At 47.6% G+C, this 11,274-nt stretch carries 13 protein-coding genes; all 13 read right to left on the reverse strand.

The window, feature by feature from the left end; genetic code table 11:
• Positions 1-110 precede the first annotated feature (110 nt).
• On the reverse strand, positions 111-794 hold the full coding sequence (locus KW93_RS06200; RefSeq protein WP_033542120.1) for a zinc metallopeptidase: 684 nt from the start codon (positions 792-794) through the stop codon (positions 111-113).
• Positions 795-835: 41 nt separating this feature from the next.
• On the reverse strand, positions 836-1,459 hold the full coding sequence (locus KW93_RS06205; protein ID WP_052131488.1) for a DUF1405 domain-containing protein: 624 nt from the start codon (positions 1,457-1,459) through the stop codon (positions 836-838).
• 61 nt (positions 1,460-1,520) lie between these two features.
• Positions 1,521-2,318 (reverse strand): menaquinol-cytochrome c reductase cytochrome b/c subunit, encoded by a 798-nt coding sequence (locus KW93_RS06210; protein WP_033542121.1) that lies wholly within the window; start codon positions 2,316-2,318, stop codon positions 1,521-1,523.
• Positions 2,319-2,356: 38 nt separating this feature from the next.
• Entirely contained in the window at positions 2,357-3,031 is a 675-nt protein-coding gene (gene qcrB, locus KW93_RS06215) for a menaquinol-cytochrome c reductase cytochrome b subunit (RefSeq protein WP_033542122.1), read from the reverse strand.
• A 21-nt stretch (positions 3,032-3,052) separates the two neighbouring features.
• Entirely contained in the window at positions 3,053-3,559 is a 507-nt protein-coding gene (locus tag KW93_RS06220) for a ubiquinol-cytochrome c reductase iron-sulfur subunit (RefSeq protein ID WP_033542123.1), read from the reverse strand.
• 148 nt (positions 3,560-3,707) lie between these two features.
• The gene (locus KW93_RS06225) at positions 3,708-4,151 is read right to left on the reverse strand and encodes a DUF2487 family protein (protein WP_033542124.1); all 444 of its coding nucleotides are present in this window, start codon (positions 4,149-4,151) and stop codon (positions 3,708-3,710) included.
• A gap of 5 nt (positions 4,152-4,156) precedes the next feature.
• On the reverse strand, positions 4,157-4,720 hold the full coding sequence (locus KW93_RS06230) for a ReoY family proteolytic degradation factor (protein ID WP_033542125.1): 564 nt from the start codon (positions 4,718-4,720) through the stop codon (positions 4,157-4,159).
• A gap of 14 nt (positions 4,721-4,734) precedes the next feature.
• Positions 4,735-5,988 (reverse strand): tetratricopeptide repeat protein, encoded by a 1,254-nt coding sequence (locus tag KW93_RS06235; RefSeq protein WP_033542126.1) that lies wholly within the window; start codon positions 5,986-5,988, stop codon positions 4,735-4,737.
• 84 nt (positions 5,989-6,072) lie between these two features.
• Complete coding sequence (gene aroA / locus KW93_RS06240) at positions 6,073-7,350, reverse strand: 3-phosphoshikimate 1-carboxyvinyltransferase (protein WP_033542127.1); 1,278 nt, start codon at positions 7,348-7,350, stop codon at positions 6,073-6,075.
• Positions 7,351-7,372: 22 nt separating this feature from the next.
• Positions 7,373-8,461: a prephenate dehydrogenase gene (locus KW93_RS06245; protein ID WP_033542128.1), complete on the reverse strand. Its 1,089-nt coding sequence runs from the start codon at positions 8,459-8,461 to the stop codon at positions 7,373-7,375.
• Entirely contained in the window at positions 8,458-8,841 is a 384-nt protein-coding gene (gene aroH, locus KW93_RS06250) for a chorismate mutase (RefSeq protein ID WP_033542132.1), read from the reverse strand. The genes KW93_RS06245 and aroH overlap by 4 nt, the downstream gene beginning before the upstream one ends.
• Positions 8,841-9,920, reverse strand: a complete 1,080-nt coding sequence (gene aroB, locus KW93_RS06255; protein ID WP_033542129.1) for a 3-dehydroquinate synthase — start codon at positions 9,918-9,920, stop codon at positions 8,841-8,843. Before aroB ends, aroH begins: the two co-directional genes overlap by 1 nt.
• Positions 9,921-9,924: 4 nt before the next feature.
• Positions 9,925-11,097: a chorismate synthase gene (gene aroC / locus KW93_RS06260; protein WP_033542130.1), complete on the reverse strand. Its 1,173-nt coding sequence runs from the start codon at positions 11,095-11,097 to the stop codon at positions 9,925-9,927.
• Positions 11,098-11,274 lie beyond the last annotated feature (177 nt).

An 11,274-nucleotide genomic window follows, 5' to 3' on the forward strand; every position in this document is an offset into this window, starting at 1 on the left:
CACAAGCCCCCAGGAAAGCGAAGCTGTTTTTCGTAGTATCGGTTTCTTTTTCTTTTATTATAAACACGAAAGCCGCCCCGACTGGTTTGTCGGAGCGGCTTTTTCCACATTTATGAACGGTTCATGCTTGAATAGATCAGGAGCAAACGTGCAAGTTCCAAAACAGCGACTGCGGTTGCAGCAACATAAGTCATGGCAGCAGCATTTAAAACTTTTTTCGCATGCGGCTCTTCTTCGTTGCGGATGATGTTTGCTGACAGCAATTGATCCATCGCCCGGTTCGAAGCGTTGAACTCGACCGGCAAAGTGATGATCTGGAAAAGTACACCCATTGCCAACAGGATGATACCGAGAAGCAATGCTCCGCTGAGTTGCGCAAAGAAACCGATCATGATGAACACCCAGGACATATTGGATGAAATATTCACAAGCGGCACCAGACGATGGCGCAGGCGAAGGAATGAGTAATCTTCAGCGTCCTGAATCGCGTGTCCCACTTCGTGAGCTGCTACCGCAGTACCTGCAACAGAAGCTTCATGAAAGTTATGGCTGGAAAGAGCAACTGTTTTTGTTAAAGGATTGTAGTGATCGCTCAGCATGCCGCGACTTTCAATTACTTTTACATCATACAGTCCATTTTGATCAAGAATCATGCGGGCAACCTGCGCACCGTTATGGCCGGACGTTGACCGAACTTTTGAGTACTTGCCATATGTTCTTTTTAATTTAAATTGTGCCCATAGAGGCAAAATGAGGAGGACAGCGAAATAGATGATGTATGAACCTATACCCATATAATAATAACACCCTTTCTATATTATCTGTTGCTTATATTTTACCTGCTATGGTCAGTCTTGGTCAACTGAAACGGCGCGGGCTTGTTGAGCCAGGCAACGAATAAAGCGAAAGCGATGCAGGCAATTGAAAGCCAAAAAGTGAAATAGCCGATCTGGCTGCTGTATTCGGACAAACTGCTGTAAATCGGCATTTGACCAAAGACATAATCGATGACATCGTTATGCAACGTCCAGACTGCAGCCAACGCTACCGCCAGCCAGCCGAACCGGTAATGATCGATATACAGGACCGCCTGCAGTGCCATGGCGAAATGGGAAGCTACCAACATCCATCCTTCCCAGCCGATGTCGCCTGTCTGCCACAGCGTCAACAAGTTCATGACGACTGCCCATAAGCCGTATTTTATCAGTGTAATGAAAGCCAGTGCCTCGATCAGACTGCTCCGTTTGCCGATCAGCCAAAGTCCCAGAACAATCGTGAAGAAAAGGCTGGCTGTTGGGCTATCGGGTACGAAGATAAGAAATATCGGCTCAGTTCTGGATAATTGTCCTTCATACCATATGTATCCGAAAATAGTTCCACCCAGGTTAATAAGAAATAACCATACGAGAAATGGCTTGAACATCAGCCAGGCAGAAATTTTATTCACAAAGGAAAGCATTCAGTTTCTTCCTTTCAAGATAGCAAAAAAGAGCCGGGAAACCGGCTCTTTTTTTAGTATGTCATTCTTCTGATTCCTGGTTGGCAATAAATTCAGCCAAGGCCTGGAGGTCTTCTTCTGATCCATCTACGTCCACTTCAAAAGAAGCTGGCATTTTTAGCTGGCCGTCTTCTTCAATACCGTTTACCGCGATTTCAGCAATTTCTTCAGCTGTAAGACCTGTTCCGATCAAAGTAGGTCCTACCTGACCTTCCAGGTTATCACCGTGGCAGCTGATACAGGAACTCGTTGAGTAAACTTCATAACCCGGATCCGATGTATCGATTTCAACTTCCTGTGTGATCTGCCCTTGAGCTTCAGCAGCTTCCCAGTCGTGGTTTGCAACTGATTCCCAAGTAAGGAAAATGATGGCTGCCACTGCAAGAAGCATGAAGCCTGTTGGAAGAGGCCGTTTTGAAGGGCGTCTTTCCTCAGTGCGATCCAGGAAAGGAGCCAGCATCAAAGCTCCGAAAGCAAGTCCCGGTATGATGATGGCACCCACAATGTTGAATGGGCCTGAAGCAAATTCGTATTTAAGTAATTGATATAAGAATAAGAAATACCAGTCTGGCAAAGGAATATACGCTGTATTAGTCGGGTCCGCCTCACCTTCGAGCGGTGACGGGTGAGCGACAGTCAAAAGCAGATAACCAATTAAGAAGACTGCACCAATCATCCATTCTTTCAAAAGGAAGTTGGGCCAGAAAGCCTCTGTCTTACCAGGGTATTCGGAATAATCCTTCGGGATATTCGGCATGCGATGTTCCATACCTTTAACACGCGAATCCCCTACAAATTTCATCCCTTTTCCGCGATGCATAGTGTCCCCTCCTTTAAAAATCCGTTAAGCCGTACTTTTTACAGCGGGCCTGAAATACCCTGTCTCCGAATCATGATAAAATGCGCCGCAAGCAACCCAAGCAAAGCAGCAGGCAAGAAGAATACATGGATAGCGAAGAAACGGGTCAAAGTTTGTGCACCAAGAATATTTTCATCCCCGGCAAGCAAAGTTTTGATCATATCGCCGATTATTGGAACAGATCCAGCGATTTCAATACCAACTACAGTAGCGAACAATGCTTTCATGTCCCAAGGAAGAAGGTAACCTGTAAAGCTCAATCCAAGGATAACACCAAACAGCAAAACGCCTACTACCCAGTTCAATTCACGCGGTTTCTTGTAAGAACCTGTGAAGAATACGCGAAGCGTATGAAGGAAAATCATTACTACTACAAGAGAAGCTCCCCAGTGGTGCATACCGCGCACGATTTCTCCGAATGCTACTTCATTCTGGAGATAATAGACCGACTGCCAGGCATTCTCGATATCTGGTACATAATACATTGTCAAGAACATACCGGATAAGATCTGAATAACTGTGATGAAGAACGTTAATCCCCCAAAACAATATACGAATGCTGAAAAGTGGTGTGCGGGGTTAACATGCTCCGGTACTTCATGGTCTGCAATGTCGCGCCAAATCGGCGTAATGTCCAGACGTTCATCAACCCAATCATATAACTTGTTTAGCACTGGTGTCGTACCCCCTAACTATTAAACTGTTAATGTGTTTTCTTTTGCTGCTCCGATAGCTACAAAGCCATCCTGCTCTTGAACATCATATTCATCGAGCGGCCCAAGCGGCGGTGTGCCTGGTACGTTCTGTCCGTTTTTCTCATAACGGCCAGCGTGGCACGGGCAGAAAAATTGATTCGGGTGGTTTGGATCCCCAGCCCAGTTGACAGTACAGCCCAAGTGTTTACAGACTGGTGAAAGTGCGATCAATCTGTCGCCTTCTTTGTAGACCCAAGCTGAATTTGTTACTTCAGATGTATACCATGCATCCTGCTGTTCAAATGTAAAGTCGACACGCACTGGTTCTTCAGTGATATCTTCCACTCGCTGGTCAGTCAATACGAAGTCGCTGGTTCCTTTTTGCTGAAGAACCGGGTCAACCGCAAAACGCACCATCGGCATCAGCATCCCTGCTGCCATGAATCCGCCGACACCTGTTAATGTGTAGCCTAAAAATTGACGTCGTGAAACACGATTGTTACTCATCCTTTTCCCCCCTCTAACATTCAAGGTCAGTCCAATGGACATACTCATTCAAATATAATTACTAGGACAACCTAATGATATATCAATCGAAAGTTCAGGTCAATATTGCTGTGAAGCTAAATACCAGTTTGTGAACATTTCATGAAGCTTATGACCATTCATTCAAAAAAAGCGGCAGCACCTGCCGAAGCTGATCTTCCATGACGGATTGTTTAAAGTTCCGGTCCATATCCCCTGTTGGAATGGCAGGAAGCCACAGCACATTTTTCAAGCTTTCCATAGAGCGCCACTGAGCATCTGTCGTCATGTAAAACACGTGTCTGAAGCCGCCTTTTTCCATTTCCGAAGAAATTTCTTCTGCCATTCTTGTTCTGTCTGCGCCGGCAGTATATGAAACCGGCGGAAACAGGAGGATTCTGCCCTTAAACTGTTTTTCAAGCAAAGCGGTAAGGGATTGCAGATATTCAGAAGCACCCGCGCTTGATTTCAATCCTGTTTCACTTAAATTCAATTCCAGCAGCGGCACTACCGCAGTATCCACGTATTCCCGCTGGCTGAGGTACTGGTCTATGTCCTTGCCGATAAAATGCATGAAATCTACTCGCTTTCCATTTTCTTAATCGTTTTTATATTGTGCAGCAATGCCGAAAGTTCAAAAAACCTGTCTTTGTCATTGGCATCCAGTGCTTCATCAATCTGCTTGAAAATCGTTTCCTCCTGGAAAGACGCCATGCTCTCTGCCAGCAGTTCTTCTGCCAGCATCCGATCTTCTGCTCTGATGGTTTCATCCAGTGGAAGATAGGGATTATCCTCGAGAACGGAAAGATACAGAGGCGAAGGCGGCCTGTTCGGGAAATTCAATTGAAGATACAGGTCCTGATCGGGATTGAGCCGCAGGTCATGAAATGATTTTTCCGCATCGGCCGTCATCAGATTGCCTTTGTAAAAACGGAATGGCAATTCTTTCGATTCGGTCGATGACATGACCATTGCACGCGGGCAATAATGTGCATCTTCGACGAAATGTGTCTTTGCAAGCAGTTCATCATTGCTGAGCATATAATTTAATATCCAGATGCATTCCCGGCGTTTCATCTTATACGATTGCAGAAACCAGCGGACAAACTGCTTTTTATCTCCAACCGAAACTGAAGCGGTCATGGCAGATCCTCCTTTCATTCCAGCGTGTGCTGCAGGTCGTGCCATTCCTGATTTTCAGGTTCCAGCACCTGCAGCTCTTTAAGTAATTCAAGTGCTCGTTCCCTTTTTCCTTCTTCAATGAGGAAACGCATGTATTTTGCAAGAAAATCGGTATCGTCACGAAAAGCGGGATAGGCCAATTCAAAATAAGACGCCGCTTTTTCATATTGTTCCGTGCGTTCATAGGCTTCAGCTATCATCGGATACAAACCGGCCCAGTCATCACCGCTTGCAACAACCGCTTCTGCCAGTTCCAGAACATCGTCAGCTCTTTCTTCTGTGTGGAAATAAGAGACAAGAGTGTAAATGGCTTCCATATATTCCGGATCCAGCGCCACTGCCTGCCGCAGATTTTCGACCCCTTCTTCGGTATCGCCCAATTTCATCGCCAGTTTCCCGGCGAAGAGATAGAGCTCTTTATCGAATTCATCTCTTCTTATGCCTTCTTTGATGGCTTCATAGGCAGCTTTATAATCTTCTGCCATATTCAGGCTTTGTGCTTTCAATAAATAAGCGGAAAAATAATCGGGGTCCAGCACAGTCAGTTCATCGAGCCTTTTTACTGCTCTGTCATACTGGCGGGTTTGAAATGCTGCGACGGCCGCTCCAAAAAGAACGTCCGGCTTTATCTGATCTTCAAGGGCTTCCTCGTAATAAGGCAGCGCTTCTTCATAAGCCGCCCCGGCACTGTATACTTCTGCCAAACGTTCCGAAAGATTGACGCCTTCAATTTCCACGCCGTCTCTTTTCAGGTCCTGGTAAATCTTTGCGGACTCCAGATATCTGCCCGAATCCAGCAGCAGCTCCGCTTTAGCCTGCATCAGCAGCGGTTCGTCGGGCAAGAGGCCGATTGCTTCATTGAGCCGGTTTTCTGCAGCTTCAAGCAAGCCCTGAAGCTGAAACAGATCCGCCAGCGTCACCAATGCCTGCGGGTAGTATTCATCGTCCTTCGGCACTTCCATCAACAGATTCAGCGCTTCATCTTCCCTGTCCGCTTCAATCAGCAGATTCGCTCTGTCGATTTTCAGCTGGCTTTCTTCCGGGAACAGAAACTCAAGGTGCTCCAAAACTTTTATCGCTTCTTCCACAAATCCAATTTCTCCGAGCCATTCGGACAAACCGAATTGTTCATCGGGATCGCCGCTCAACAGATACGAATCGAGCAGGTCATTCACCTTGTCCATGTCGCCCATTTCGACAGCTTTTTGAATTTCTTCCATTGTTGCCATGCAATCACCTTTTCTTTCAAATTCCTACTTCCATCCTACACGATACGCTGTTTTTAGCATAATAAAAACTCCCCCGAAGGAGAGTCAGCCAATCAAATGTTCTATATGGTCCATGAAGCCCGGATATGAAACCGCAATGCATTCCGGGTCGTCGATTGATACGGTTCCGGCTGCCGCCAGAGAAGCGACTGCGGCCATCATGCCCAGCCGGTGATCCCCGTAGGTTTTCAGTTCTGCACCTGACAGCGGAGTCGGGCCATTGATGATCATGCCGTCTTCTGTTGCCGTAATATCAGCACCCAATTTCGCAAGCTCATTGACCACCGCAGTAATCCGGTCCGTTTCTTTGACACGCAGTTCTTCGGCATCTTTAATAACGGTTGTCCCGTGGCACTGGGTGGCGATCAATGCAATGATCGGAATTTCATCAATCAGCCTTGGAATGAGTGCGCCTCCGATTTCAATTCCCTGCAGACGGGAAGACCGGACGACCAGATCAGCTGCAGGTTCGCCCTCCGTTTCTTTTTCATGAACAGTGAAATCGGCACCCATTTGTGCAATCACATCCAGGATTCCAGTTCTGGTCGGATTTGTTCCGACATTTTCCAGAGTGATTTCACTTCCTGAAGTAACGAGCGCGGCACCGATCAAAAACGCTGCTGAAGAAATATCCCCAGGCACTTTTACATGGTGTGCCGACAGTGATTGTCCGCCTTGAATTTCAATCGTGTTTGCATTTCTGCTGATTTCTGCCCCGAACTGGCGGAGCATGATTTCCGTATGGTCCCGGGTCGCCACCGGTTCTTCGATGACCGTTGTGCCTTTTGCATGGAGAGCGGCCAGCAAAATGGCAGACTTTACCTGGGCACTGGCCACCGGCAGCGTATAATTGATGGCGGATAACGGAGTGCCTTGAACCGCAAGCGGTGTAAAATGGCCGTTTTGACGCCCCCGAATATCGGCACCCATCAACCGCAGCGGTTCAACAATGCGTTTCATCGGTCGCCTTGCAATCGAATCGTCTCCGGCTATGACTGAATGGAAACTGGTTCCAGCCAATAAGCCCAGCATCAGGCGGGTGGTGGTGCCCGAATTTCCTGTATCCAGCAGTTCAGCAGGTTCCACCCATTTTGCCGCTCCTTTACTGTTTATAGTTACTCGGTCCTCATCCAATTTGATATCCACGCCGAGTTTCCGGAAGCAGTTTATGGTGCTCAAACAGTCCTCTCCCAATAGAAAACCTTCGACTGTCGTCGTTCCGTCAGCGATCGCTCCGAACATGATCGACCGGTGAGAAATGGATTTGTCTCCCGGCACCTGAATGGAGCCGTTCAAAACAGGGTGGTCAAACAATAAATTCATAGGCAACGCGTGTTCCTCCTTTTTAGGAAATGTAAACGTCGTAGGCGGTTCTTTTCGAAATACACGCTTTTGCGTTTTCCCGGTCTTCAGCAGTCTGAAAACTGATCACCAAAATACCAAAAACGTCTTCACGTGTTTCCAGGATACGCAGATTGACGATGCTGATGTCTTCTTCAGCCAGGTACCCCGTCACTTCAGAAATGATTCCGGGAATATCCGGAATATCGATATAAAGATCAAACACAGAATACATGGCTCCGTGTCCGGCAATCGGCAATTGATCCCTTACAGATTTTGCCTTTTCAAAATAGCGCCTGATCGGCTCTTCTTCATTGGCGGTCAGCAGGCTTTTCAAATGGGCCATTTCATCCATCCACTGGTCCAGCTGAGCCGCGATCATTGTGTTATTTTGTGTGGTAATATCCCGCCACATGACGGGATCTGAAGAAGCGATGCGGGTAATATCCCGGAAGCCCCCCGCTGCCAGCTGCCGCGTAAAAGGGTATTGCTGTTCGCGGTCCAGCTGATGCACAAGTGAAGCCGCGATCAAATGAGGAAAATGGCTGACGATGGACGTCATATGGTCGTGTTCTTTTGCAGACAGCACTTCCACTTTCGCCTTTGTCACCTTTATAAGCTCTTTTATTTTATTGATATGGGAGGGTTCTGCCAGAGGCCCTGGCGTCAGGATGTAATAGGCGTTTTCGAACAGCACATCTTTCGCCGCTTCGACGCCGCTTTTATGCGATCCCGCCATCGGATGGCCGCCAATGAAAACATGCCCCAGATTTTCAGCTGCCTCCATGATTTCCATTTTAGTGCTGCCGGTATCACTGATGATGACCCCGTCACGCAGTTTCCAGAAACGGCTTTGCTGCAGCAGTTTTTTTGCGGCACCCACAGGCGTTGCCAAAAAGATGAAATCCGCTTCGGCTGCCGCTTCTTCAAGCGATAAGGCCGCCTGATGGATAATGCCCATTTTATATGCCTTGCGGACTGTCAGAGCGTCTGAATCATAGCCGAATATCACTGTATCGTCGTGCCGCATCAATGCTTTCGCGAGTGAGCCCCCGATCAGGCCGAGCCCTATAACCAGTATTTTTGTTTTCACCGTTTTCTCACCCGGCTGTCATTGATGAGGTCCGGCCGCAATTTCACGGCATCATTCATATAGATATGGTTGATTTCTTTTTGTCCCAGTGCCGTATTGGCATGCATCATTACACGAATGCAAAGCGGCATGCTGCCGGGTACAGACATTTCATGGGTGCACATGACCGGCACAAACGTCCAGCCTTCGATTGTCCGAACGGCTTTGGCCGGGAACGCAGATGAAATATCGTTTGTGGTCGAAATGATGACAGAAGCTACATGCTCCGGATCGACGTCATTCTGTTTTGCCATTTCCAATACCAATTTCCTTGTTTCATCCAAAATCTGATCCGGATGATCGGCAGATATGGTAATTGCTCCCCTGATGCCTCGAATCATCATAATTGCATCTCTCCTATCTTTGAACATAAAACGTCATACGCAGCCTGCGCTTTATTATGGTCCACCGTATCAACGAATGGCAGGCCGATTTCTTTAAGCATAACGAATTTCAATAAACCACCGGACGTTTTTTTATCTTTTTTCATATAGTTTTCCAATTGTTCAAACGGCAGATCCACCAGAGTCTGAAGGGGGTAACCATTGGACTGGCACCATTTCAGATAAGGAGCAAGCTTTTGATGGCCGGATAATTCCAATGCATAGGCCATTCCAATTGCCACCGCTTCTCCGTGCGTAATTTTCCCGTAGCCGAGTACCGCTTCAATGGCATGCGCTAAAGTATGGCCGAAATTCAAAAACTTTCGGACCCCGTTTTCAAATTCATCTTCTTCAACAATTGCCGCTTTAACCGCTATGCCCCGCTCTAGGTGCTTGGCCATTTCTTCGTCAGTCAATCCGTAAATGTCTTCCACCGACAATAATTCTTCAAGCCAGCCTTCATTTGAAATAAAGGCATGTTTGATAACTTCCGCCATGCCCGAACGAATTTCCTTTTCCGGCAGTGTTTTTAGAAGATGCGTGTCATAAATGACAGCTGCCGGCTGATAGAAAGTACCGATCATATTTTTGCCTGCCGCATGGTTGATCGCTGTTTTGCCGCCCACAGCACTGTCATGCGCCAAAATCGTCGTAGGAATCTGAATGAAAGGAATTCCCCTCATAAACGTGGAAGCGACAAAACCTGCCAGGTCTCCCGCAGCTCCTCCGCCAAAAGCAAGGAGCAGGGAATTTCTTGAAAACTCATTTTCCAATAGGAAGCTTTGGCAATCCATATAGGTTTCAATCGATTTTGCCGATTCTCCCGCAGGAATTTGCTTGATGTATATGTGCCCGGTTTTTGCCAGATGTGACCTTAGATACTCCAGATGCAGCCGGGCAACCTGTTCATCTGCAAGGATGGCGATTTTATCGGCACTGGCCAGAAGCCCGCTGCAGATTTCCTGAAAGGCGCTTAAAGCTCCGGGGCCGATATGCACTTGATAGGGGTGAGCCGCTTCCACAGTCAGCACAGTCATAGGATCAGTACTCCTTTGTATAAGACAGATAATCCGCGATATTCGCCTTCAGTCTCGGCAATTGATCTGCATCAAATTGTTCAAGCAGCGCATTCGCCACTTCCCAGGCCACCACATGCTCTGCAACGATCGAAGCTGCCGGTACGGCGCAGCTGTCCGAGCGCTCGATGCTTGCCTGGAACGGTTCTTTCGTTTCAATGTCAACACTCTGCAATGGTTTATACAAAGTCGGAATCGGCTTCATCACGCCGCGGACGATAATCGGCATGCCGGTCGTCATCCCGCCTTCAAAACCGCCGAGATTATTCGTTCTTCGTGTGTATCCTTCAGCTTCCGACCAAAGGATTTCATCGTGCACCTGGCTGCCGGGTTTGCGGGCCATCTCGAATCCGATGCCAAATTCGACGCCTTTGAACGCATTGATGCTCATGACCGATGCTGCGATCTTAGCGTCCAGCTTGCGGTCATAATGGACATAGCTGCCGATTCCCGCAGGCATTCCTTCGACAATCACTTCAACAGTGCCGCCGATGGAATCTCCATTTTTTTTCGTTACATCTATCAGGTCCGTCATTTGCTGAGTGACAGAAGGATCCGCGCAATAGACCGCATCTTTTTCGACAAGTTCCCTGATTTCAGCCACTGTTTTTCCTGTGAAACTTTCCGGATCCACTTTAATGCCGCCGATTTCCGTCACATGCGAAACCATTTCAACACCGAGTTGCGACAATAGCTGCTTGGCTACTGCCCCCACAGCTACGCGCACCGTCGTTTCCCGTGCTGATGAGCGTTCAAGCACATTGCGGAGGTCGCGGTGCCCGTATTTCATGCCACCGTTCAAATCAGCATGCCCAGGACGCGGGCGGGAAATTTGCCGTTTGACTTCATCTGTTTCTTCGATGGGTTCAATGCCCATAATATTCGTCCAATGTTTCCAGTCGTCATTCCTGACGACCAAGGCAACCGGTGAGCCAAGCGTTTTGCCGTGCCTTACTCCAGAGACGATTTCTACTGTGTCCGTCTCGATCTGCATTCTGCGGCCGCGACCATGTCCGCCCTGCCTTCTCTTCAGCTCTTTATTGATCATTTCAGCGGTCAGCGGCATTTGCGCCGGCAACCCCTCAATAATAGCTGTCAATTGCGGTCCATGTGATTCTCCTGCTGTCAAATAACGCATAAACGCTTTCTCCCTTCAACGCACTAAATTATTTATGTATCACTATAACACATAATATTTCCTCAATTCTATATGAAAATCCAGATAAAGTGAACTATACCAGCATATCATGACAAACTGGAAATAAAGGGCAATTATATTTTTAAACGATATTGCGCAAAACAGCTTCGCTTTCCA

It is taken from the genome of Planococcus sp. CAU13, assembly GCF_000775575.1.
In the GTDB taxonomy this organism is placed as follows: domain Bacteria; phylum Bacillota; class Bacilli; order Bacillales_A; family Planococcaceae; genus Planococcus.

What these genes read in the sequence shown, in the direction of transcription:
- KW93_RS06200 (WP_033542120.1), bottom strand. Translation starts at nt 794, where the DNA reads ATGGGTATAGGTTCATACATCATCTATTTCGCTGTCCTCCTCATTTTG.
- aroH (WP_033542132.1), bottom strand. Translation starts at nt 8,841, where the DNA reads ATGATTCGAGGCATCAGGGGAGCAATTACCATATCTGCCGATCATCCG.
- aroB (WP_033542129.1), bottom strand. Translation starts at nt 9,920, where the DNA reads ATGACTGTGCTGACTGTGGAAGCGGCTCACCCCTATCAAGTGCATATC.
- KW93_RS06235 (WP_033542126.1), bottom strand. Translation starts at nt 5,988, where the DNA reads ATGGCAACAATGGAAGAAATTCAAAAAGCTGTCGAAATGGGCGACATG.
- KW93_RS06220 (WP_033542123.1), bottom strand. Translation starts at nt 3,559, where the DNA reads ATGAGTAACAATCGTGTTTCACGACGTCAATTTTTAGGCTACACATTA.
- aroC (WP_033542130.1), bottom strand. Translation starts at nt 11,097, where the DNA reads ATGCGTTATTTGACAGCAGGAGAATCACATGGACCGCAATTGACAGCT.
- aroA (WP_033542127.1), bottom strand. Translation starts at nt 7,350, where the DNA reads ATGAATTTATTGTTTGACCACCCTGTTTTGAACGGCTCCATTCAGGTG.
- KW93_RS06205 (WP_052131488.1), bottom strand. Translation starts at nt 1,459, where the DNA reads ATGCTTTCCTTTGTGAATAAAATTTCTGCCTGGCTGATGTTCAAGCCA.
- KW93_RS06210 (WP_033542121.1), bottom strand. Translation starts at nt 2,318, where the DNA reads ATGCATCGCGGAAAAGGGATGAAATTTGTAGGGGATTCGCGTGTTAAA.
- KW93_RS06225 (WP_033542124.1), bottom strand. Translation starts at nt 4,151, where the DNA reads ATGCATTTTATCGGCAAGGACATAGACCAGTACCTCAGCCAGCGGGAA.
- KW93_RS06230 (WP_033542125.1), bottom strand. Translation starts at nt 4,720, where the DNA reads ATGACCGCTTCAGTTTCGGTTGGAGATAAAAAGCAGTTTGTCCGCTGG.